This window comes from Variovorax sp. 770b2, from assembly GCF_900115685.1.
Lineage (GTDB): Bacteria > Pseudomonadota > Gammaproteobacteria > Burkholderiales > Burkholderiaceae_C > Variovorax.
In genome coordinates, this window is sequence record NZ_FOXJ01000001.1 from 2661466 (window position 1) to 2683756 (window position 22291).

Annotated in this window: 19 protein-coding genes; 8 read left to right on the forward strand and 11 right to left on the reverse strand. The window is 70.0% G+C overall.

The window, feature by feature from the left end:
• Positions 1-7: 7 nt before the first annotated feature.
• From BM133_RS12220 to BM133_RS12255, 8 genes are all read right to left on the reverse strand, one after another.
• Complete coding sequence (locus tag BM133_RS12220) at positions 8-808, reverse strand: oxepin-CoA hydrolase, alternative type (RefSeq protein ID WP_093434018.1); 801 nt, start codon at positions 806-808, stop codon at positions 8-10.
• A gap of 2 nt (positions 809-810) precedes the next feature.
• On the reverse strand, positions 811-1851 hold the full coding sequence (locus tag BM133_RS12225; protein ID WP_371286322.1) for a tripartite tricarboxylate transporter substrate binding protein: 1041 nt from the start codon (positions 1849-1851) through the stop codon (positions 811-813).
• Positions 1832-2710: a MaoC/PaaZ C-terminal domain-containing protein gene (locus BM133_RS12230; protein ID WP_093434021.1), complete on the reverse strand. Its 879-nt coding sequence runs from the start codon at positions 2708-2710 to the stop codon at positions 1832-1834. Before BM133_RS12230 ends, BM133_RS12225 begins: the two co-directional genes overlap by 20 nt.
• A gap of 4 nt (positions 2711-2714) precedes the next feature.
• The gene (locus BM133_RS12235; RefSeq protein ID WP_093434022.1) at positions 2715-3713 is read right to left on the reverse strand and encodes a tripartite tricarboxylate transporter substrate binding protein; all 999 of its coding nucleotides are present in this window, start codon (positions 3711-3713) and stop codon (positions 2715-2717) included.
• A gap of 47 nt (positions 3714-3760) precedes the next feature.
• Complete coding sequence (locus tag BM133_RS12240) at positions 3761-4138, reverse strand: Zn-ribbon domain-containing OB-fold protein (RefSeq protein ID WP_093434024.1); 378 nt, start codon at positions 4136-4138, stop codon at positions 3761-3763.
• Positions 4135-5289, reverse strand: coding sequence for a thiolase family protein (locus BM133_RS12245; protein ID WP_093434025.1), 1155 nt, complete (start codon positions 5287-5289; stop codon positions 4135-4137). The genes BM133_RS12240 and BM133_RS12245 overlap by 4 nt, the downstream gene beginning before the upstream one ends.
• Before the next feature lie 2 nt (positions 5290-5291).
• Positions 5292-6143 carry an IclR family transcriptional regulator gene (locus tag BM133_RS12250; protein WP_093434027.1) on the reverse strand — a complete coding sequence of 284 codons (852 nt, stop codon included), beginning with the start codon at positions 6141-6143 and terminating at the stop codon, positions 5292-5294.
• Between the two features lie 132 nt (positions 6144-6275).
• Positions 6276-8729 carry a DNA internalization-related competence protein ComEC/Rec2 gene (locus BM133_RS12255; RefSeq protein ID WP_093434028.1) on the reverse strand — a complete coding sequence of 818 codons (2454 nt, stop codon included), beginning with the start codon at positions 8727-8729 and terminating at the stop codon, positions 6276-6278.
• A 141-nt stretch (positions 8730-8870) separates the two neighbouring features.
• Between BM133_RS12255 and BM133_RS12260 the strand changes: the two genes are divergently transcribed.
• From BM133_RS12260 to BM133_RS12285, 6 genes are all read left to right on the forward strand, one after another.
• A complete protein-coding gene (locus tag BM133_RS12260) occupies positions 8871-12404 on the forward strand; it encodes a transglutaminase family protein (protein WP_093434030.1) in 3534 nt (1177 codons plus the stop codon).
• 169 nt (positions 12405-12573) lie between these two features.
• Positions 12574-15333, forward strand: a complete 2760-nt coding sequence (locus BM133_RS12265; protein WP_093434032.1) for a circularly permuted type 2 ATP-grasp protein — start codon at positions 12574-12576, stop codon at positions 15331-15333.
• 124 nt (positions 15334-15457) lie between these two features.
• Entirely contained in the window at positions 15458-16270 is an 813-nt protein-coding gene (locus BM133_RS12270; protein WP_093434033.1) for a basic amino acid ABC transporter substrate-binding protein, read from the forward strand.
• 19 nt (positions 16271-16289) lie between these two features.
• Entirely contained in the window at positions 16290-17291 is a 1002-nt protein-coding gene (locus BM133_RS12275; RefSeq protein WP_093434035.1) for a transglutaminase family protein, read from the forward strand.
• Positions 17288-17746, forward strand: a complete 459-nt coding sequence (locus tag BM133_RS12280; protein WP_093434036.1) for a RidA family protein — start codon at positions 17288-17290, stop codon at positions 17744-17746. The genes BM133_RS12275 and BM133_RS12280 overlap by 4 nt, the downstream gene beginning before the upstream one ends.
• Before the next feature lie 53 nt (positions 17747-17799).
• Complete coding sequence (locus tag BM133_RS12285) at positions 17800-18165, forward strand: DUF2845 domain-containing protein (RefSeq protein WP_256219157.1); 366 nt, start codon at positions 17800-17802, stop codon at positions 18163-18165.
• Between the two features lies 1 nt (position 18166).
• Here the strand turns inward: BM133_RS12285 and BM133_RS12290 are convergent, their stop codons facing one another.
• Positions 18167-19084 (reverse strand): LysR family transcriptional regulator, encoded by a 918-nt coding sequence (locus BM133_RS12290; RefSeq protein WP_093434039.1) that lies wholly within the window; start codon positions 19082-19084, stop codon positions 18167-18169.
• A gap of 72 nt (positions 19085-19156) precedes the next feature.
• On the opposite strand from BM133_RS12290, the gene BM133_RS12295 reads away from it, so the two are divergent.
• Positions 19157-19819, forward strand: coding sequence for an HAD family hydrolase (locus BM133_RS12295; RefSeq protein ID WP_093434041.1), 663 nt, complete (start codon positions 19157-19159; stop codon positions 19817-19819).
• Positions 19820-19832: 13 nt separating this feature from the next.
• Positions 19833-20990 (forward strand): DSD1 family PLP-dependent enzyme, encoded by a 1158-nt coding sequence (locus BM133_RS12300; RefSeq protein ID WP_093434042.1) that lies wholly within the window; start codon positions 19833-19835, stop codon positions 20988-20990.
• 12 nt (positions 20991-21002) lie between these two features.
• On the opposite strand, the gene BM133_RS12305 is transcribed toward BM133_RS12300, so the two are convergent.
• A complete protein-coding gene (locus tag BM133_RS12305) occupies positions 21003-21917 on the reverse strand; it encodes a LysR family transcriptional regulator (RefSeq protein ID WP_093434044.1) in 915 nt (304 codons plus the stop codon).
• Between the two features lie 27 nt (positions 21918-21944).
• Positions 21945-22274: a ferredoxin gene (gene fdxA / locus BM133_RS12310; protein WP_093434045.1), complete on the reverse strand. Its 330-nt coding sequence runs from the start codon at positions 22272-22274 to the stop codon at positions 21945-21947.
• Between the last annotated feature and the right edge of the window lie 17 nt (positions 22275-22291).

Below are 22291 nucleotides of genomic sequence, written 5' to 3' on the forward strand. Positions count from 1 at the left end.
CTTTCATTCAGGATTTCGGTGGCCGGCGGGCCGACAGGAAGGCTTCGATGCCCGCGCCGCACTCGTCGCCGTAGAGGTTGTCGACGAAGGCATCGCGTTCGGCATCGAGTTGGTCGCGGCGTGTGCGCCCGCGCGCAGCGTGCACCAGTTGCTTGATGCGCGCCTGCGCATCGAAAGGCCCGGCGGCCAGTCGCTGCGCCCACGCGAGTGCCGTGGCGAACGCCTCGCCGTGCGGCACGACACGGTTCACCACGCCCCAGGCATGCAGGCGCTGCGCGCTGCAGACGCCACCATCGAGCAGCAGTTCCAGCGCGGCCTGCGGCGGCAGCGCGCGCGCCAGCGAATCGGAGCCGCCGCCATCGGGCGAGAGCGCCAGCTTCACGTACGACATGACGAACTTCGCGTCCTCGGCCGCGACGATGAGGTCGCACCCCAGGCACAGCGAGAAACCGCCGCCGGCCGCCGCGCCCTCGACCGCGGCGATCACGGGCTGCGGTGCGTCCTGCATCGCCATCACCCAGTCGTGCAGCGCATCCAGGTGGCCGAGCTGTTCCTCGCGCGGACGGCCGCGCTGGTCGGCCAGGCGCTTGACGTCGCCGCCGCCGCAGAAGTGCTCGCCCTCGCCCACCAGCACGATGGCGCGCACCGTGCGGTCTGCCGCCGCCTCGCGCAGCAGCGCGGTGGCGGTGCGGTAGAGCGACGGGTGCATCGCATTGCGCGCCGCCGGGTTGCTGATGGTCAGCACCAGCACGGCACCTTCGCGCCGCGAGAGAAGGCGCGCGCCGTTCGATGGTTCTTCCAGGCTCATCGTCAGTCCATCCGGATGTTGGCCGTGCGCACCACCTGCGTCCACTTCGCGATCTCGGCATGCAGCGTTTTCGCGAACGCCTCGGGCGTGCTCGGTGCGGCCTCCGCGCCGACCTCGTGCAGCCGCAGGCTGACCTGCGGGTCGTTCAGCGCGCGGCCGATGTCGGCGCTCAGGCGCTGCACGATGTCCTTCGGCGTGCCGGCCGGCGCCATGAAGGCAGCCCACGAATAGGCCTCATACCCGGACAGGCCCGACAGCCCCGCCACGCCCGATTCGGCCACCGTCGGCACATCGGGCAGCAGCACCGTGCGGCGCGCGCTCGCCACCGCGATGGCGCGCACCTTGCCGCCCTTGATCTGCGGGAGCGCCGTGGGCGCGTCGGCGAACATCAGCTGCACCTGCCCGCCCAGCAGGTCGGTCATCGCGGGCGCGCTGCCCTTGTACGGCACGTGCTGCAGCTTCGTGCCCGCCTGCATGTTGAAGAGCTCACCCGCCAGGTGCGTGCCGCCGCCGTTGCCCGACGAACCGAAACTCAGCGTGCCCGGCGCCTTCCTGTCGAGCGCGATCAGCTCGGCCACGTTGCGCGCCGGCAGCGACGGGTGCGCCACCAGCACCACCGGGAACCGCGCGCCGAAGCTCAGCGGCACGAAGTCGCGCTCGATGTCGTAGGGCAGCTTGGGCTTCAGGCTGGGCAGCACCGCGTGATGGATGCTGCACACGAAGAGGTTGTAGCCATCGGCCACCGACCTGGAAGCGATGTCCGCGCCGACGATGCCGCCCGCGCCCGCGCGGTTGTCGATGATGGCCTGCTGGCCCCAGAGCTCCGAGAGCTTCTGCGCCACGGCGCGCCCCGTCGTGTCGACCGGGCCGCCGGCGGGGAACGGCACGATGAAGCGCACCGGCCGGCTCGGGTACGGCTGCTGCGCGAGCGAGGGAAAGGCCAGCGCGGCCGCCGCGGCGGCACCGCCGGCAATGCAATGGCGGCGTGTGATCTGCTGTGTCATCGAAGGTCTCCCTGTTGATTCAGTCGGCGATGCGCGCATGCCCGTGGTCGAGCACGGTGCGATCGCGCGCGGGCACCCGGGCCCGGAAGTACAGGTCTGCGCCGTCGCGATGCATTTCGATGCGCAGCGTCTCGCCCGGAAAGACCGGTGCCGAGAAGCGCGCGAACAGGCTCTGCAGCCGCGCGGGCTCGTTGCCGCACGCATGCGCCAGCACCGCATGGCCCGCGATGCCCCAGGTGCACAGGCCGTGCAGGATCGGCCGCTCGAAGCCCGCAGCGCGTGCGACTTCGGGATCGGAGTGCAACGGGTTGCGGTCGGCGCACAGCCGGTAGAGCAAGGCCTGCTGCGGCAACGTCGGAATGTCGACCACGATGTCCGGCGCGCGCTGCGGCACGAGCGCGGGCGCTTCAGGCGCCGCATCACCCGGCTGCGCCTCGGTCGCGAAGCCGCCGTTGCCGCGCGCGAAGGTCGTGTGCGTGACGGTAGCGAGCGCCTCGCCGCTCGCGTGGTCGAACAGCGCCTTGTCGTAGGTGACCGTGGCGCCACGCCCCGGCCCCTTGTCGACGACGCGCGTCACGCGGTGGCGCGCCACCACGGTGCCGGCCGCGGGCAACGGCCGGTGCCACACCACGCGCTCCTCGCCGTGCACGATCTGCGCGAAGTCGATGCCGGTGGCCGCATCCTGCATCCACGAACCGGGAAAGCCCAGCACCACCGCCATCGTCGGCAGCGCGAGCGGCGTGCCGGCGGCGGTGTCGTTGACGAACTTCAGTTGCGCCGCGTCCACCGGGTCGCGGCCCAGGCCCAGCGCGAGGGCGTAGCGCATCGTGTCGTCCGCCGTGTAGCTGTGGACGATGTCGGCGAAGGGCCAGGCCTTGAGTTGAACCGGATCGATCATGGGTTCAGTCCAGCGTGGCGCCCGACACCTTCACCACCTGCGCCCACTTCTGGACTTCGGCGTCCAGGAAGCCGCCGAAGGCCTCGGGCGTGTTCCATGTCGCAGCGAACCCCTGGGCCTCGAACTTGTCCTTCACCTCGGGCAGCGCCAGCGCCTTCTTCAACTCGGCGTTCAGGCGCGCGATCACCTCGGGCGGCGTGCCGGCCGGCGCGAGCAGGCCGTTCCATGCAATGGCTTCGTAGCCCGGCAGGCCGGACTCGGCCACGGTCGGCAGCTCGGGCGCCGCTGGCGAGCGCCTGGCGCTCGTCACGGCCAGTGCCTTGAGCTTGCCGCCCTTCACCTGCGGCATGGCCGAGAGCATGGTGTCGAACATCAGCTGCGCCTGGTTGCCCATCACGTCGGTCAGCGCGGGGGCGCTGCCCTTGTACGGCACGTGGGTCATCTTCACGCCGGCCATCGAGGCGAACAGCTCCGCCGCAAGATGCGTCGATTGGCCGTTGCCCGACGACGCGAAATTCAGCCCGCCGGGTTTCGCCTTGGCCAGCGCGATGAGCTCGGCCACGTTCCTTGCGGGCAGCCCGGGGTTGGCCACGATCACGAGCGGGCCGCTGGTGAGCAGCGACACCGGCGCGAGGTCTTTCGTGAGCCTGTAGCCGAGGTTCTTGAAGAGCGAAGGGTTGATCGCATGCGCCGTGGTCGCGACCACCAGCGTGTAGCCGTCGGGCGCGCTGCGCGCCACCAGCTCGGCGCCGGTGTTGCCGCCCGCGCCGGGCCGGTTGTCGATGATGAATTGCTGGCCGGTCTGCTCCGAGAGCTTCTGCGCCACCACGCGCGCCACGATGTCCGTCGGGCCGCCCGGCGGGTAAGGCACCACCAGCTTGACCGGTTTGTTCGGGTAGCCCTGTGCGTGGGCCGTGGGAGCGGCCGCGAGACACACGGCCACACCCAGGCCAGCCAGCGTGCCCGGCAACTGCCGCCGGACGAAGGATCGGATCGAATGCATGCGGTTGTCTCCTGCTTGTGGTTGTGATGAGGGGTGCGCGCCGCAGCTCAGTTCGGCCAGTCCGGCGCGCGCGCAAAGCGCACGAGCACGCGGCCTGCGTGCGTGAAGAAGCCGGCGGCAACCCGGTCGCCGATGCGCATGCCGGGCTCGGCGTGCGCCATGAGGCGTGGCCCTTCGTCCAGCGTGGCGAGCACCAGCGTGTACGGCGCGAGCGCGCGGAATTCGTCGGAGGGCGCGCGCGAGACGACGGTGGCCGAATGCACGGTCGCGCGGCCGCTGGCGGTCTTCCATTCGAGCTGCGCGCTGCCGCACGCGGCGCAGGCGTAGCGGGCCAGCGTCTGGGCGTGGCCGCAGGCGGTGCACGACTGGTAGCGCAACTCGTGGCGCGCGAGGCCTTCGACGAAGGGTGCGGCGAGCGCGCTCATGCCGCACCTCCGCGCGAAAGCACGAGGCTCACGTGCGAGGACATCACGCCGCCGTCCGCATGCACGAACGCGTGGCGCGGACGGCGCAGCTGTCGCTCGCCCGCCTGCCCCGTCATCTGGCGAAAGACCTCGACCGTGTGCGCCATGCCGCCCGCGACGCCGCAGTGGCCGAACGACAGCAGGCCGCCGTGCGTGTTGAGCGGCAGCGGCCCGTCTGCGCGGAAGTCGCCGTTGCGCACGCGCGCGGCGGCGCCACCGCGCGGCGCGAAGCCGATCTCTTCGAGCAGCATCGCCAGCGTGATGGTGAAGGAGTCGTAGATGCCGAGGCAGTCGATGTCTTGCGCAGAGAGCCCCGCCTCGCCGAACGCGCGCTGCGCCGCTTCGGCCGCACCGCATTGCATGACGTCGGCCATGGCGCTCAGGTGCTGGTGGCGGTGCGCCTGCCCGGCGCCGGCCATCGTCACGCACTCGCCTTCGCGCGAAGACGAGGACACCACGAGCGCCATCGCGCCGTCGGAAATGGGGCAGCAGTCCATCAGCTTGAGCGGCGCGGCGATCGGCTTGGAGGCGAGCACGTCGTCCACCGAGATCGGCGTCTTCAGGTGCGCATCGGGGTGGCCCGCCGCATTCGTGCGCATCAGCACGGCCAGCTCGGCCAGGTCGGCTTCGCGCGTGCCGGTCCCGTGCATGTAGCGCGAGGCGAGCAGCCCGTAGTAGGCCGGCACCGAGGCGCCGTTGGGCACTTCGAAATCGGCATCGCCGACCTGCGCGAGCGTCTGGATGGCGCTGTCGCGCGACTGGCCGCTGAGCCGGTTTTCGCCGGCCACCACCAGCACGTTGCGGCAACGCCCGGCGCGCACCAGCTCGCGCGCCAGCATCAGCATCGCCGAGCCCGTGGCGCCGCCCAGCTGCAGGCTGTGCGCATAGGCGGGCCGCAGCGAGAAGCGCTCGCAGAAGAGCGTGGAAATCATCAGGTGCGGCAGCGTCGTGGCGTAGCCGCAGAGCACGCCGTCGATGTCGGCGCGCTGCAGGCTCGCCGCGTCGAGCGCCCGCTGCGCGGCCTCGGCCATGAGGTCGATGGCACCCCGGCCTTCGTGACGGCCGAAGGCGGTGTTGCCCGCGCCGACGAGAAAAGCGTTTGCAGGGGTCATGCTCAGTGCACCCGCGTTCGATGGCCGGCGCTGCGCGTGGCCAGCGAGCTCTGGTGCGCGGCACCGCTCCAGAGCACTTCGCAGGTGGCGCACTCGCGCTTGAGCGCCTTGGCCAGCTCGGCCTCGCGCGAAGTGATGCGGTCGTTGAGCGCCGCGATGCTGATCGCCGCCACCGGCCGTCCGTCGGCACCCAGGATCGGCGCGGCGATGCCGCCCATGCGCTCGACCACCACGTCCAGCAGCACCGCGTAGCCGCGCTCGCGCGCTTCGAGGGCACGGGTCTCGAGCAGCTCGGGCGTGATGCGCGGATAGCGCTGCAGCTGCGGCGCGATCACCGCGAGCGCGGCCTGCCGTTCGGCCTCAGGCATCCATGCGAGCAGCGCGAGGCTGCCGGCGCCCACGCCGAGCGGGCGGCGGCTGCCCACCGAGAGGTAGTTGGCGCGGATCGGAAAACGGCCCTCCTCGACGTCGACGCACAGCGACTCGATGCCGCTCGGGATCGAGAGGATCACGCTGTCCTCGAAAGTGCCGGTCAGCCGCAGCAGGCTCGGGCGCACCAGCGGGCGCGGATCGAAGCGCGCGAGCGCCGCCGCGCCGAGCACGAGCAACTCGGCGCCCAGGCTGTAGCGCTTGGTCTGCGCATCGCGCACCACGAAGCCGTCGCGCATCAGCACCTCGACCACGCGCAGCACGGTGGTCTTGTCCAGGCCCGTGGCCAGGGCGATGTCGGTGAGGCGCGCGATGCCGGGGTCGGAGAGCGCCCGCAGGATGCGGCAGGCCCGCTCGACCGACGAGGTCGGCTCGGTGGCGCTGTTGGCCAGGACGGATGCAACGGAACGAGGTCGGGCTGCCATCGGTTTGTCTCTTTGTTTCAATCAACGGAACCTTGATTGCAGCGTCATTGAAGGACGCGCGCCAGCACCGGTCAAGAAAACCCGGGAAAGTTACTGCCAGCGAAACTTTTTGAGGGAAAACCCGGCAGCGCTTCAGGGCACGCGGTGTTGCCAGTAGCGGGCGTGGCGCTCGCGCTCGCAAGTCACCTCGGCGGGATGCACGCTGGTCCATTGCGCGGCGCCGCAGCGCACGCTTTCCACCACCCGCACGCCGCGCTCCGTGTAGCGCGCGACCACCTCTTTCGCCGGATGTCCGAACCGGTTGCGGTAGCCCGCCTGGACCAGCGCGATGCGCGGATGCACCGCATCGAGCAGCGCCTCGCTCGAAGAGGTCTTGCTGCCATGGTGCGGCACCAGCAGCACGTCGGCCGCAAGCGGTGCGCCGCGCTGCACGAGCGCGCGCTCCTGGTCGCGCTCGATGTCGCCGGCCAGCAGCACGGTGGCGCGGCCATTGCCGATACGCAGCACGCACGAGACCGCGTTCGGCTTCGCCAAGGCCGTGTAGTCCGATGCAAGCGGATGCAGCACTTCGAAATGCACACCGTCCCAGTCCCATTGCCCCCATTGCCGGCCGGCCTCGCACACCTCACCCGCCTCGCCGGGGCGCTGCGCGCGCAGCGGATGCGTGGCCTCGATCGAACTGAGCAGCACCGCTTGCGGCTGCATCGCGAGCACCGCGGGCGCGCCGCCGGTGTGGTCGATGTCGCGGTGGCTCAGCACCAGCATGTCGAGCCGCTCGCCGAAGGCGCGCAGCAGCGGCACGAGCACGCGATGGCCCGCGTCGCTTTCGAGGCTGTAGCGCGGACCCGCATCGAAGAGCAGGCTGTGCGTTGCCGTGCGTACCAGCACCGCGCTGCCCTGCCCGATGTCGGCCGCGAGCAGTTCGAACTCGCCGGCGGCGGGCCGCGGCATCTGCCAGAGCAGCACGGGCAGCAGCAGCGGCAGGCCGAGCGCGCGCATCGAGCGCGGCAACGGCATGGCGAGCAGCGCGCCGCCCGCCACGCCGCAAGCTGCCATCCACCACGGCGGCGCGGCCATCGACAGCGTGGCGAAAGGCAGCCCCGCGAACCATTGCAGCAGGACCGCGAGCGCCTGCACGGCCCAGGCCGCGACGTCCCACAGCGGCGGCGCGATCGCGCCCAGCATGACCAGCGGCGTGACCACGAGCGTGACCCATGGAATCGCGATGGCATTGGCCAGCAGCCCCACCAGGGACACCTGCTGGAACAGCAGCAGGCTCAGCGGCGTGAGCGCGAGCGTGATCACCCATTGCTCGCGAAAGAACAGGAGCAGCCGGCTCGCGGCGCCTGCTTTCCTCTCGCCCGCTTCCGTCGGATCGGTGGCGAAGAGCACGCCCACCGCGACGAAGCTGAGCCAGAAGCCCGCCTGCATCAAGGCCCACGGATCGATCGCCACCACCACCGCGGCCGTCAGCAGCCAGACGTGCGGCCACGGCCAGCGCCGGCCGGTCAGGCGCAGCAATGCGACGGTGGCGAGCATCCAGACGGTGCGCTGCGAGGGCACGCCCCAGCCGCTGAAAAGCGCGTAGAGCGTGGCCAGCAGCACGCCGCCGATCAGCGCGGCCTGGGGCGCGGGCAGGCGCAGCATCAACCGGCCGCTGCGTCGCCACAGCGCGCCCACGATGTGCGCGGCGAGCCACGCGAACATCGTGATGTGGAGACCCGAGATCGACATCAGGTGCGCCACGCCCGTGGCCCTGAACACATCCCAGCCGGCCCGGTCGATGGCGCCCTGGTCGCCGGTGAGCAGCGCGGCGATCACGCCGGCCTGCCGGCGGTCGGCCACGCGCTCGAACACGGCGTCGCGCACCGCTTCGCGTGCCCGCTCGATGGGATGCCACCATGTGCCCGCCACGTATACCGGTGCCGCATCGCGTGCGCCGGTGCGAACGTAGCCGTTGGCATGCACGCCCTGCTCCCACAGCCACAGTTCGCTGTCGAAGCCATGCGGATTGAGATTGCCGTGCGGCGCCCTGAGCCGCACCGTGAGTTGCCATCGGTCGCCGGCATGCACTGCGCCGACGGCGACGGACGAAGCCGCACGCCCCTCCGTCGCACGGCCCCACAGCCCGGTGTTCTCTCCGTACCAACCGAGCGCGATGCGCGAAGGCACCACAGGCGGCGCATCGTTGCGCGCATCGGCCCAACGCGCGGATTCGACATCGAGATGAAACCGCGTTCCAGTCTCGTTGCGCTGCGGCATCTGCGAGACCACGCCGGTCACCCGCAGGTCACGACCTTCGAGCGACGGATCGAGCGCATCGCCTGCGTAGGCCACGGCCCGCCAGCCCGCGAGCCCCGCGCCGGCCATGGCGCCGCACACCAGCGCCGCAATCAGACGCCGCCGCCCGAAGGCCCTGCGCCACCGCAGACCCGCCACGCCTGCGAACAGCAAGGCCGCGTAGACGCCCGCCTTCCACAGCGCCGGCTGATGCAACTGCAGAGCCGCGCCCAGCAGCGATCCGCCCATCGCGGCAAACGCCCACGACCCGGCCGCAGCCGTGCCCGACGCCTTGGACGGCGTCATCCGACAACTCTCCAACACATGATGCAAACCCTCCCCGAACCCACGCTCGATGGCGCGTTAATTGCTTGGCTTCTGGGCTAGTATGCGTCTCACAAGAGACATCTTTTCGATGCAATCTCGCAGTACTGCACACAAAAACGCATGTCCATTCACGCCGCACTCCACCACGTCACCCACTACAAATACGACCGCCTGGTGCAGTTGGGCCCGCAGGTCGTGCGCCTGCGGCCCGCGCCGCATTGCCGCAGCAACGTGATCTCGTACTCGCTGACGGTCGAGCCGGCCGAGCACTTCGTCAACTGGATGCAGGACCCGTTCGCCAACTACCAGGCGCGGCTGGTGTTCCCCGAGAAGACGCGCGAATTCAAGGTCACCGTCGACCTCGTGGTCGAGATGGCGGTCTACAACCCCTTCGATTTCTTCCTCGAGCCGCAGGCCGAGAACTTTCCGTTCAAGTACACCGAGTCGCAGGCCGAGGAACTGGCGCCCTACCTCGTGGCCGACCCGGTCACGCCGCTGCTGGAGGCCTACCTCGAGAAGGTCGACCGCAAGGAGCAGCGCACCATCGACTTCCTGGTGGGCATCAACCAGCAGGTGCAGCAGGACGTCAACTACCTCATCCGCATGGAGCCCGGCGTGCAGACGCCGGAAGAAACGCTGGCCAGCGGCAGCGGCTCGTGCCGCGACTCGGGCTGGCTGCTGGTGCAGCTCTTGCGCCACATGGGCCTGGCCGCGCGCTTTGTCTCGGGCTACCTCATCCAGCTCACGCCCGACGTGAAATCGCTCGACGGCCCGAGCGGCACCACGGTCGACTTCACCGACCTGCACGCCTGGTGCGAGGTGTTCCTGCCGGGCGCAGGCTGGATCGGCCTGGACGCCACCTCGGGCCTCATGGCCGGCGAGGGCCACATTCCGCTGGCCTGCACGCCCACGCCGTCGAGCGCGGCGCCCATCGAGGGCGGCGTGGACGAATCGGAGGTCGAGTTCGGCCACGAGATGAAGGTCACGCGCATCTACGAATCGCCGCGCGTCACCAAGCCCTACACCGAAGAGCAATGGTCCGAAGTGCTGGCCCTGGGCGACGCGGTCGATGCGCGCCTGAAGGCCGGCGACGTGCGCCTCACGATGGGCGGCGAGCCCACCTACGTGGCCACCAGCGACCGCGACGCGCCCGAGTGGAACACCGACGCGCTCGGCCCCACCAAGCGCGGCTACGCGACCGAACTCGTGCAGAAGCTGCGCGCCGAATACGGCAACGGCGGGTTCCTGCATTTCGGCCAGGGCAAGTGGTACCCGGGCGAGCAACTGCCGCGCTGGGCGCTCTCGATCTTCTGGCGCGCCGATGGCCAGACGCTCTGGCACGACCCCGAGCTCTTCGCCGACGAACGCTTTCCCACGCACTACACGAGCGAGGACGCGCGCCGCTTCACCACCGTGCTGTCCCACAAGCTCGGCCTGACCGAGCGCTACATCCAGCCCGGCTACGAAGACACCTACTACTACCTCTGGCGCGAACGCCGCCTGCCGGTGAATGTCGACCCCTTCGAATCGAAGCTGGACGACGAACTCGAACGCGTGCGCCTGCGCCGCGTGTTCACGCAGAAGCTGGACGCGGTGATCGGCTACATGCTGCCCATCGAGCCGGGCAATGCGGACGGCGATGCACCCGCGCTCGCCGGCCCCGGCTGGAAGACCGGCCCCTGGTTCCTGCGCGACGACCGGCTCTATCTCATTCCGGGCGACTCGCCGATGGGCTACCGCCTGCCGCTCGACTCGCAGCCCTGGGCCAGCAAGGGCGACTACCCCTACTTGATCGAACGCGACCCGACCGCGCCGCGCGGCGCGCTGCCGAGCGCGGCCGACTACCGCGCGCGCTACAGCACGGGCGCAGCCGGCGCAGGAGGCATCGGCGACGTGCCCTACACCTTCGGCACACCGCCCGTGGTGCCCGCGTCGCTGCGCATGCAGAGCCCCGGCGATGCGGCCAGCGGCGATGCAGCGGCAGCGGCCGGCGACGCAGCAGCAGCGGCAGCAGCGGCCGGCGATGCCACCGCCACGCCCGCCACCCGCCAGCCCCTGCGCGGCGAATCGGCCCACTGGGTCACGCGCACCGCGCTGTGCGTCGAGGTGCGCGACCCGCGCCGCGCCAACGGCCCGTCGGCCGAGAAGAAGGGCAGCGCCTCGGGCGTGCTCTACGTCTTCATGCCGCCGCTTGCGCGCCTGGAGGACTACCTGGACCTCGTCGCCGCCGTCGAAACCACCGCGCGCGAACTGGGCGTGCGCATCGTGATGGAAGGCTATCCGCCACCGCGCGATCCGCGCCTGAAGATGCTGGCCGTCACGCCCGACCCGGGCGTGATCGAAGTCAACATCCACCCGGCCCACAACTGGAAGGAACTGGTCGCGCACACCGAGTTCCTCTACAACGCCGCGTTCGAGACGCGCCTGTCGGCCGAGAAGTTCATGACCGACGGCCGCCACACCGGCACCGGCGGCGGCAACCACTTCGTGATGGGCGGCGCCACGCCGGCGGACAGCCCGTTCCTGCGCCGGCCCGAACTGCTCGCGAGCCTCCTGCTCTACTGGCACAACCATCCGTCGCTGAGCTATCTTTTCTCGGGCATGTTCATCGGCCCGACCAGCCAGGCGCCGCGCGTGGACGAAGCGCGCAACGACCAGGTCTACGAGCTGGAAATCGCCCTGCAGGAAATCGCGAAGAACCGCGAGATCTACGGCGCCAACATGCCCGCGTGGCTGGTGGACCGCACGCTGCGCAACATCCTGATCGACGTGTCGGGCAACACGCACCGCAGCGAGTTCTGCATCGACAAGCTCTACTCGCCCGATTCCAGCACCGGCCGCCTGGGCCTGCTGGAGCTGCGCGCCTTCGAGATGCCGCCGCACGCGCGCATGAGCATTGCGCAGCAGCTCTTGATCCGTGCGCTGGTCGCGCGCTTCTGGGACGAGCCCTACAAGGCGCCCGTCACGCGCTGGGGCACCGAGCTGCACGACCGCTTCCTGCTGCCGACCTTCGTGAAGATGGACTTCGACGATGTGATCAGCGAGATGCGCCAGGCCGGCTTCGCGTTCGATGCCGACTGGTTCGCGCCGCATTTCGAATTCCGCTTCCCGCTCGTGGGCCAGATGCAGGCGATGGGCGTGGAGCTGTCGCTGCGCAACGCGCTGGAACCGTGGCACGTGATGGGCGAGGAAGGCTCGGCCGGAGGCACGGTGCGCTATGTCGATTCGTCGCTGGAGCGCATCGAGGTGCGCGTGACGGGTCTGAACGAGAGCCGTCATGTCGTCACCGTCAACGGCAAGGTGCTGCCGCTGCAGCCCACGGGCGTCACCGGCGAATTCGTCGCGGGCGTGCGCTACAAGGCATGGAACCCGCCTTCGGCGCTGCACCCGAGCATCGGCGCTCATGCGCCGCTGACCTTCGACCTGGTCGACACCTGGATGAAGCGCTCGCTGGGCGGCTGCCAGTACTTCGTGGCGCATCCGGGCGGACGCAACTACGACAGCTTCCCGGTCAACGCCTACGAGGCCGAGAGCCGCCGCCATTCGCGCTTCACGCGCATGGGTCACACGCCCGGCCTGATGCGCACGCCGCCGGCCACCATCGAGCTGCCGGGCAGCCGCGAATTCCCGTTCACCCTCGATCTGCGGCGGTAGTTGGCCCCCGGCTTGCCACTGCGTGTGCTTCGCCACCCCCCAAGGGGGAGGCGCGGACCGCCTTCGGGCGGCCCGGCGGCGTCCGCCGGCCAGCGAATGGCTGACAGCGGGCATTTAGCACATGTCCGGAGCGGCCGGCCCGTGACGGCGGTGTGACAATCCACCCCCTGTGGAACCTTTGAACGAATCCCTGTTCGACGCCCAGGCCCTGGAGTTTCCAGCGGCCCTGGCGTCGGCGCTCGCACCGGCCGCGCTGCCCGGCCACTTCGACGAGTTGCGTGGCCAGGCCACCGCGGCCCCCGCAAGGCCCGCCCCCGGTGGTGCGGCGCCCGCGACTGGGCCGGCCCCGCTGCTGTACGACGCGGCGGCAGAGCGGCCGGCGGCCACGCAGTTGCAGTCCCAATCGCAGTCTTCTCAATCCCAGTCGCAATCGCAATCGCAAACGCAGCAGCAGGCGTCGTCCAACGACAAGCCGCCGCTCACCCCCGCCTGGAATGCCTTCTTCGACCAGCTCGGCCCCGGCGGGTTCAACGACCTGCCGCGCCGCGCGGTCAGCCTGGAGCGGCAGATCCGCGACAACGGCGTCACCTACAACGTCTACGCCGACGCCAACGGCCCGCAGCGGCCCTGGTCGCTGGACCTGTTCCCGCTGATCGTCTCGCCCGAGAGCTGGAGCCAGATCGAGGCCGGCGTGCTGCAGCGCGTGCGCGTGCTCGACCGCGTGATGGCCGACGTGTACGGCCCGCAGCAACTGCTGAGCGAAGGCCTCCTGCCGCCGGCGCTGGTGCGCGGCCATCCGGGCTACCTGCGCGCGCTGCACGGCGTGAAGCCGCCGGGCGACACCTGGCTGCACATCGCGGCCTTCGACCTCGCGCGCGGTCCCGACGGCAACTGGTGGGTGGTGTCGCAGCGCACCCAGGCGCCCTCGGGCCTGGGCTACCTGCTCGAAAACCGCCTGGCCATCACGCGGCAGTTCCCGCAGGCCTTCGAGGCGCTGCACGTTCAGCGCCTGGCCGCCACCTACAGCGCCATGATGGACGGCCTGCAGCGCATGTGCCCGGCCGGCGTGCCGCCCCACATCGCCCTCCTCACGCCCGGCCCGTACAACGAGACCTACTTCGAGCACGCCTACCTCGCGCGGTATCTCGGCGTGACGCTGGTCGAGGGCAGCGACCTCACGGTGCGCGACCAGCGCCTGTACCTGAAGACGCTGCAGGGCCTGCGCCCGGTGCACGGCCTCATCAAGCGGCTGGACGACCAGTTCCTCGACCCGCTGGAGCTGCGCCCCGATTCCACGCTCGGCGTGCCCGGCCTCCTGCAGGCGATTCGCGCCGGCAACGTGCTGGTGGCCAACATGCCGGGCTCTGCATTTCTCGAATCGCCCGCGCTGCTCGGCTTCCTGCCCGGCCTCGCGCGCCGCCTGATCGGCGAGAAGCTCAAGCTCCCGGCCCTCCCCACCTGGTGGTGCGGCGAGCGCGCCGCGCTCGAAGCGGTGCTGCCGCAGCTTGGCGACTGCGCCATCAAGCCCACCTACCCCGGCTCCGACGGCCAGACGAGTTTCGATGCGGTGCTCGGCAGCCAGCTCAGTCGGCGCGAACTCGACGAGTGGGCCGGCCGCATCGTGCGCGAGGGCGATGCCCACACCGTGCAGAGCTACCTGCCGCTGTCGCAGATGCCCACGTGGGCGAGCGACCTCGGCCCCGGCCACATCGCGCCGCGCGCGGTGCTCCTGCGCGTGTTCGCGGTGAGCGACGGCGCGCAGTCATGGCGCGTGCTGCCTGGCGGCCTCGCCCGGCTTGCGGGCGCCAATGCGCAGATCGCCTCGATGCAGCGCGGCGGCAGCAGCGCCGACGTGTGGGTGCAGACGCACGGCGAGGTCGATCGCACCACGCTGCTGCAGCCCCATGCCACGCCGGCCTCGCTCGCGCGGCACCGCGCGCCGGTCACCAGCCGCGCGGCGGAAAACATGTTCTGGCTCGGCCGCTACACCGAGCGCGCCGAGAACGCGGTGCGCCTGGCGCGCCTCACGCTCAACCTCCTGGGCGGCGAAGACCAGTCCTCGCGCCCGCTGCTCGAATGGCTGCACCGCATGGCCGTGCGCAATGCGCTGGTGCCGGCCGAGGCGCCGAGCGCGCCGCAGTCGCGCCGGGTGTTCGAACGCGCGCTGGTGGCCGAGCTCGGCGACGTCGACAAGGGCGGCAGCGTCGGCTATAGCCTGCGCTGCATCCGCGAAGCGGCTGCAGCGGTGCGCGAGCGGCTCTCGCAGGACAACTGGAACCAGATCGTGCGGGCCGAGGCCGACTTTCTTCGCCGCGCGGCCGAGCAGGCCGGCGAAGGCAGCTTTGCCGCCAGCGCCGCGCTGCGCGCGCTCGAATCGGCCAGCACCGCGCTGGCCGCGATGACCGGCGCGCAGACCGACCGCATGACGCGCGACGACGCCTGGCGCCTGCTCTCCATCGGCCGCCACATCGAGCGCCTGGGCTTCCTGTCGAACGCGCTGGAGGCCGGCTTCGACAACGGCGCCGTGCACGAGGTCAGCGGCTTCGAGGCGATGGTGGCGCTGTTCGACAGCACCATCACCTTCCACGCGCGCTACCAGCAGCGCCGCGACGTGGCCACGCTGGTCGACCTGCTGGTGCTCGATGCGGAGAACCCGCGCTCGCTCGCCTGGGTCACGCAAACGCTGCGCGGGCGCATCGCGCGGCTCGCCGGCAGCGCACCGGGCAAGCTCACTGCGCTGTCGTACGAACTGCCCGATCCGTCCACCTGGACGCTCGAACACCTTTGCGCTACCGGCCCCGAGGCGAACTACCCCGCGCTGGTGCAGTTGCTCGCCAACTGCGAGACGGCGGCCTACCATGTGTCGGACGCCATCGGCACGCGCTACTTCACGCTCACCTCGGAATCGCTGCGCTCCGTCGGCGCGTGAACAGGCGCTTGCCCATGCCTTGCGCACTTCGTGTCGCTTCGCACTCCCCTCGCCCGGGGGCAACGCCAGCAGCCCGGCAACGCCGGTTCTGCGGCGTTCCACAATGAAATCAAGGAGGCAGAACATGCTCGTCAACCGCCGTCTCACCCTCATCGCCGCCAGCCTCGTGGTCGGTCTTGCACTCGCTGGCTGCGGCAAGCAGGAAGCCGCTGCGCCCGCCGCCGCCTCCGCACCGCCGCCACCTGCCGCGGCCCGCGTGCTGGTCGTCGGCACCGACGCCGCCTACGCGCCCTTCGAATCGCAGAACGAAAAGGGCGATGTGGTGGGCTTCGACATCGACGTGGTGAAGGCCGTCGCGCAGAAGGCCGGCATCCAGGTGAAGTTCGTCAACACGCCGTGGGAAGGCATCTTCAATTCGCTCGACCAGGGCGACCGCGACCTCCTGGTGTCATCGATCACCATCACCGGCGAGCGCCGCCAGACCATGGACTTCTCGCAGCCCTACTTCGAAGCCAGGCAGCTCATCGCGGTCAAGAGCGATTCGCCCGTCGCGAAGTTCGAAGACCTCAAGAGCCTGAAGGTCGGCGTGCAGAACGGCACGACCGGCGACGAGGTCGTGGGCAAGCTGCTGGGCAAGTCGAGCACCGCCATCAAGCGCTTCGAATCCACCCCGCTCGCGCTGAAGGAACTCGAAGCCGGCGGCGTGCAGGCGGTGGTGGCCGACAACGGCGTGGTGGCGCACTACCTGGCCAACAACGCCGGCGGCGGCTTCAAGACGGTGAGCGATGCGGGCTTTCCGGCCGAGCAATACGGCATCGCGGTGAAGAAGGGCAACGCCGAACTGCTCGCCAGGATCGACAAGGGCCTGGCGGACATCAAGGCCGACGGCACCTACGCGAAGATCTACGCCTCGCACTTTGGCGCCGAGTCGAAATAAACAACCGGCCGGTCTTCCCATGCTGCTGCACGTCACCCACGAAACCCGCTACGAGTACGCACCGCCCGTCGAGACGGCGCAGCACCTGGCTCACCTGAAGCCGCTGGCCACCGGTTCGCAGCGGCTGGTGAGCCACCAGCTCGCGATCGATCCGCCGCCCGCGCAGCGCAGCGAGCTGCCCGACGTCTACGGCAACACCCGCGCCTTCTTCGCGCTCGAAGCCACGCACGACCGGCTGGTGGTCACCGCCGAGAGCGTGGTCGAGACCTCGGTGCCGGTGCTCTCGAGCGCGGTGGCGCGCGAGCTGCCCTGGGAGGCCGTGCGCGAGCGCTTCCGCTTTCGCAAGGACGCCACCTTCGACGCAGCCTCCGAGTTCGTCTTTCCCTCGCCCTACGTGCCGCGCCACGACGACTTCGCCGCCTATGCGCGCGCGAGCTTCGTGCCGGGGCGCCCCACCTTCGACGTGGCGATGGACCTCACCGAGCGCATGTACCGCGACTTCGACTACGACGCCGACAGCACCGAGATCAACACCCCCGCCGTCGAGGCGCTGGCCCAGCGCAAGGGCGTGTGCCAGGACTTCGCGCACATCATGATCGCGTGCTTTCGCACGCTGGGCCTGCCCGCGCGCTACGTGAGCGGCTACCTGCTCACGCAGCCGCCGCCGGGCCAGCCGCGCCTGGTGGGCGCCGACGCTTCGCATGCGTGGGTCTCGGTGTACCTGCCCGGCCACGGCAACAAAGCGGGCACCGAAGCGGGCGACGAAGAGAAAGATGGCCCCGAAAGCGCCGGCGGCTGGGCCGACTTCGACCCCACCAACGGCCGCCAACCGGGCGAGGACTACGTGACGCTGGCCATCGGCCGCGACTACTCCGACGTGTCGCCGATGCGCGGCGTACTGCATGGCGGCGCCAGGCACACGCTGAGCGTCGGGGTGACCGTGCAGCCGGTGGGGGAAGTGATCCAGCTGGCCTCGCAAAGCCAGACACAATCGACACCCCAAGACAAGGAGTCTCCATGAGCGTTTACGACAAACTTTCCAGCCTCGGCATCACCCTGCCCCCCGTCTCGGCCCCCGCCGCCGCCTACGTGCCTTTCGTGCGGACCGGCAACCTCGTGTTCCTGTCGGGCCACATCGCCAAGAAGGACGGCAAGGTCTGGGCCGGCCAGCTCGGCGTGAACATCACCACCGAGGAAGGCAAGCAGGCCGCACGCGCCATCGCCATCGACCTCCTGGGCACGCTGCACGCGGCCGTGGGCGACCTGAACAAGGTCACGCGCATCGTCAAGGTGATGAGCCTCGTCAACTCGGTGGGCACCTTCACCGAACAGCACCTGGTGACCAACGGCGCGAGCGAATTCTTCGCCGAAGTCTTCGGCCCCGAAAAGGGCGCGCATGCGCGCAGCGCTTTCGGCGTGGCGCAAGTGCCGATGGGCGCCTGCGTCGAGATCGAGTTGATCGCCGAAGTCGGTTGATCCACCAGAAAATGCCCCGCTGGCCGGGGCTTTTTTTCGAGCCTTCGAAAGCCATGCACACCCTCCTGCGCACCTTCGCCTCGACTGCGCTTCTGTTCGCCGCCGTGCACCCGGGCGGCGCTTCTGCGCAATCGCTCAGTTGCGGCGGCTTTCTCGCAGGCGTCGGCGAATCGAAGTTCTCCGTCCTCAACAAATGCGGCGAGCCGGTCCTGAAGGACATCGTCTGCGTCCCGCGCCCCCAGGTCGAAGTGATCCTCGCGCCGGGCACCCGCGGCGGCGGCACGCGGCAGATCATCAGCCAGCAGTGCATCCCGATGGAAGACTGGACCTACCACCGCGGCCAGGGCAATTTCCTCGGGATCGTTCGCTTCTACAACGGCGCCGTCGAATCGGTGCGAGACGGCGACCGGGTCCAGTGACCTAGGGCGAGTTGCCGAAGCTCGCCTCCAGGAACTCGATCAACGCCTGCACGCGCGCCGTGCGCCCCTTGCGGGTCGGCACCAGCAACACGACCGGTGCGCTGTCGAACTCCCAATCTTTCAGCACCCGCACCAGCGAGCCTCGCGCGATCGCGTCCGCCGCATCCCACTCCGAGCGCAGCACCAGCCCCATGCCCTGCTCGGCCCAGTGCCGGGCCACGCTGCCGTCGTTGGTGACGAAGGCCGGCGCGATGCGCAGCGTTTCGCGCGCGCCCGCGCGCCGGAGCGCCTTGGGTCTTGCCGCCCGGCGCACATGCCACAGCGTGACGTCTTCGTCGTTCTCGCGGATGACGATGCAGTCGTGCGCCATCACGTCGCGCGGAACGCGGGGCGTGCCGCGCGCGCGCAGGTACTCCGGGCTCGCGCACAGCCAGCGCGCGTTGGCGCTCAGCGTGCGCGCGATCCACGACGAATCGCGCACCGTGCCGATGTGGATGATCGCGTCGGCATCGTGCCGGTCGGGCCACGGCGTCTCGCGCAGATCGAACTGGATGCGCAGGCCCGGATGCAGCCGCGCGAAGCGCGCGAGCATCGGCGCCACGTACTGCCGGCCGTAGCCGAAGGGTGCCGCGATGCGCAGCGTGCCGGTGAGCCGGCGGTCGTCGCGCTGCATCGATTCGCGCAGCCCCTCGATCTGCCCGAGCAGCGCCGCGGCCTCGCGCGCGAAGCGCTCGCCCTCGGCCGTGAGGCTCAGCCGCCGCGCGGTGCGGGTGGCGAGCGAAAGGCCGAGCGTGGCCTCCAGCTTGCGCAGCCGCATCGACAGCGCGGGCGGCGTGACGTCGAGCGAACGCGCCGCGGCGCTGAGCGACGGCTCTCGCAGCAGGGCCGCCGCCAGTTGCATGTCTTCGATCTGGATCATTAACCTGTGCTTAACGATTGATGAGTTCACATTGAAGCACAACGACGGCTTTGAAACGTACAGTCAGTGACCATGCAAGCGCCTGTTTCCCCCGCCGACGCCTACCCGCGCGCCGTGCTCTTCGACCTGCTCACCGCCCTGCTCGATTCCTGGACCGTGTGGAACGCCGCCGCCGGCTCCGAAGAAAAGGGCCGCGCCTGGCGCGCCGATTACCTGCGGCTGACCTACGGCTGCGGCGCCTACGTGCCTTACGAGCAACTGGTGCAAGACGCCGCTCGCAACACCGGCATGGCGGCCACCGCGCCCGACGCACTCGAAGCGCACTGGGACGACCTGCCCGCATGGGACGGCGCACGCGAACTGTTGCAGGCGCTCAGGCCGCACTGCAAGCTCGCGGTGGTCACCAACTGCTCGCGCCGGCTCGGCCATCGCGCGGCGGCGTTGCTCGGCATCGAGTGGGACGTGGTCGTCACCTCGGAAGAAGCCGGCTTCTACAAGCCCGATGCACGCCCCTACCGCATGGCGCTCGACCGGCTGGGCGTGCACGCGAGCGAAGCCGCCTTCGTCGCCGGCTCGGGCTACGACATGTTCGGCACATCGGCCGTGGGCCTGCGCACCTTCTGGCACAACCGCGTGGGCCTGGCCTTGCCCCATGGCGCGCCGCCGCCCGAGCGGCAGGCCCCGGCGCTCGCACCCGCCTTGCCGTGGCTCCGATCCTTCGCTTCGATCACCTGAACCGACGACTCCCATGAACACCCTCACCCTCGCCACCCTCGCCACCCTCGCCACCATCGACACACCCGCCGCCATCGTCGAGCGGCCGCGCATGCTGCACAACATCGCGCGTATGCAAGCGCGCATGAATGCGCTCGGCGTGCGCTTCCGCCCGCACGTGAAGACCAGCAAGTGCATCGACGTGGCGCGTGCGCAGCGCGATGCGGGCGCGCAGGGCATCACCGTCTCCACGCTGAAGGAGGCCGAGCAGTTCTTCGCCGCGGGCTTCACCGACATCCTCTATGCCGTGGGCATGGCGGCGCACCGGCTGCCGCATGCGCTCGCGCTGCGCCGCCGCGGCTGCGCGCTTTCGATCATCACGGACGGCGTGGCCTCGGCGCGCGCCATTGCCGAGTTCGGCCGCGCGAACGGCGAGGCCTTCGAGGTGCTGATCGAAGTCGACACCGACGGCCACCGCTCCGGCATCCGACCGGACGACGACGTGCTGCTCGAAGTCGCCCACGTGCTGCACGACGGCGGCATGCGCCTCGGTGGCGTGATGACGCACGCAGGTTCCAGCTACGACCTGGACACGCCGGAAGCCCTCAAGGCCATGGCCGAACAGGAGCGCAGCGGCTGCGTGCGCGCAGCGCAAAGGCTTCGCGATGCCGGCCTGCCCTGCCCCGTGGTCAGCGTGGGCTCCACGCCCACGGCGCTGATGGCCGAGTGCCTCGATGGCGTGACCGAAGTGCGGGCCGGCGTCTACGTGTTCTTCGACCTCGTGATGCGCAACGTCGGCGTGTGCAGCGCGGACGACATCGCGCTGAGCGTGCTCACCACCGTGATCGGCCACCAGGTCGAGAAGGGCTGGGCCATCGTCGATGCGGGCTGGATGGCGATGAGCCGCGACCGCGGCACACAGAAGCAGAAGCGCGACTATGGCTACGGGCAGGTCTGCGGCCTGGACGGCGCGGTGCTCGACGGCTATGTGCTTGGCGGCGCGAACCAGGAGCACGGCATCCTCTCGCGCGAGGGCGCGCCCGATACCGACATTGCAACGCGCTTTCCGATCGGCACGCGCCTGCGCATCCTGCCCAACCACGCGTGCGCCACCGGCGCGCAGTTTCCCGAGTACCAGGCGCTGGGCGAAGACGGCGCGCTGCAGACGTGGGGCCGCTTTCACGGCTGGTGATCGAGCCGCTGCCTACACGGCAGCAGCCGCCAGTTCGAGCTGCGTCAGCCGCCGCGCCATGCGGCCGACGAAGTTCTGCGTCACGTGCGGCAGCACGCGCTGCGACGGCACCACGATGCCCACCTGCAGCTGGTCGAGCGCGGGCAGCTCGAAGGGCCGCCAGATCAGGTCGCCGCGCTTGAGGTCTTCGATGAAGGCGATCTTCGAGAAGCACGAAATGCCCTTGCCGGCCATGATCAGCCGCTTGAGCATCGGCGTCGAATTGCAGGTGGCGGCCGGCTCCATGTCGTCCCAGAACGCGGCAAACTCGGGCGACAGCGCTGCGCTGATCACCGGATGCGAGCTCGAGCGCAGGAACGGATAGCGCGCGCACTCCTTCAGCGACACGCTGGTGTGGCCCGCCAGCGGATGCCCCGGCGGCATCACGACGCCGATCGGCAGGTTCGCGAGCGCCACCGCCGCCACGCCGCCGGGCAGCCGGCTCACGAAGGTCATGCCCACATCGACCTGGCCCGACATCACCATCTGCGCGACGTCCATCGGCTGCACGGCGGTGATGGTGTACGTGACGGCCGGGAACACCTGCAAAAAGTCTTCCACCGCCGAGGGCAGCAGCTCCTCGAAGAACGAATCCATCGCGGCCACCTTCACGTGGCCGGTGCGTTCTCCCTTGAGCGCATCGAGCTCGGTGCGCATCACCTGGTACTGGTGCAGCGTTTCCTGCGCGTGCTTGAGCAGCCGCTCGCCGGCCGCATTGAGGCGCAGGCCGTTGGGCATGCGGTCGAACAGCTCCACGCCCAGTTCGTCTTCGAGCTTGTGGATCTGCCGGTTGACCGCGCTTGCGGCCACGTAGAGCCGCTCGGAGGCCTTGCGCACCGAGCCGCAGCTCGCGACCTCGATGAAGTATTTGAGGATGCTGGCATGCATCAGCCGGCCCTCCCCTCTGGCAGCCGCTCAACCGGCCGGGCGCGGCATCGCAGCAATGGCCGGATGGTCGCAGGCCACGCGCTTCGCATCGGCGCCGCCGGGCGAGCCGAGCCCGCTGACGTTCGCCGCGAAGAACTCGCGGTTGATGGCGGTGAAGTGCGCCATTTCGGGCGGCAGCCGAAGGTCTTCGTAGATGGCCTGCGTGGGGCAGGCGGACACGCAAACGCCGCAGTCGATGCATTCATCCGGGTGAATGTACAGAGTGCGCTCGCCTTCGTAGATGCAGTCCACCGGACAGCACTTGACGCAGGCGCCGTCCTTGACGTCGATGCAGGCGCCGGTAATGACGTAGGCCATGGCATGAAGAGGCGGGC

Bases quoted from the DNA above. Each gene is read 5' to 3' on its own strand.
- BM133_RS12220 (WP_093434018.1), bottom strand. From the start codon at position 808: ATGAGCCTGGAAGAACCATCGAACGGCGCGCGCCTTCTCTCGCGGCGC.
- BM133_RS12225 (WP_371286322.1), bottom strand. From the start codon at position 1,851: ATGCGCGCATCGCCGACTGAATCAACAGGGAGACCTTCGATGACACAG.
- BM133_RS12230 (WP_093434021.1), bottom strand. From the start codon at position 2,710: ATGATCGATCCGGTTCAACTCAAGGCCTGGCCCTTCGCCGACATCGTC.
- BM133_RS12235 (WP_093434022.1), bottom strand. From the start codon at position 3,713: ATGCATTCGATCCGATCCTTCGTCCGGCGGCAGTTGCCGGGCACGCTG.
- BM133_RS12240 (WP_093434024.1), bottom strand. From the start codon at position 4,138: ATGAGCGCGCTCGCCGCACCCTTCGTCGAAGGCCTCGCGCGCCACGAG.
- BM133_RS12245 (WP_093434025.1), bottom strand. From the start codon at position 5,289: ATGACCCCTGCAAACGCTTTTCTCGTCGGCGCGGGCAACACCGCCTTC.
- BM133_RS12250 (WP_093434027.1), bottom strand. From the start codon at position 6,143: ATGGCAGCCCGACCTCGTTCCGTTGCATCCGTCCTGGCCAACAGCGCC.
- BM133_RS12255 (WP_093434028.1), bottom strand. From the start codon at position 8,729: ATGACGCCGTCCAAGGCGTCGGGCACGGCTGCGGCCGGGTCGTGGGCG.
- BM133_RS12260 (WP_093434030.1), top strand. From the start codon at position 8,871: ATGTCCATTCACGCCGCACTCCACCACGTCACCCACTACAAATACGAC.
- BM133_RS12270 (WP_093434033.1), top strand. From the start codon at position 15,458: ATGCTCGTCAACCGCCGTCTCACCCTCATCGCCGCCAGCCTCGTGGTC.
- BM133_RS12275 (WP_093434035.1), top strand. From the start codon at position 16,290: ATGCTGCTGCACGTCACCCACGAAACCCGCTACGAGTACGCACCGCCC.
- BM133_RS12280 (WP_093434036.1), top strand. From the start codon at position 17,288: ATGAGCGTTTACGACAAACTTTCCAGCCTCGGCATCACCCTGCCCCCC.
- BM133_RS12285 (WP_256219157.1), top strand. From the start codon at position 17,800: ATGCACACCCTCCTGCGCACCTTCGCCTCGACTGCGCTTCTGTTCGCC.
- BM133_RS12290 (WP_093434039.1), bottom strand. From the start codon at position 19,084: ATGATCCAGATCGAAGACATGCAACTGGCGGCGGCCCTGCTGCGAGAG.
- BM133_RS12295 (WP_093434041.1), top strand. From the start codon at position 19,157: ATGCAAGCGCCTGTTTCCCCCGCCGACGCCTACCCGCGCGCCGTGCTC.
- BM133_RS12300 (WP_093434042.1), top strand. From the start codon at position 19,833: ATGAACACCCTCACCCTCGCCACCCTCGCCACCCTCGCCACCATCGAC.
- BM133_RS12305 (WP_093434044.1), bottom strand. From the start codon at position 21,917: ATGCATGCCAGCATCCTCAAATACTTCATCGAGGTCGCGAGCTGCGGC.
- fdxA (WP_093434045.1), bottom strand. From the start codon at position 22,274: ATGGCCTACGTCATTACCGGCGCCTGCATCGACGTCAAGGACGGCGCC.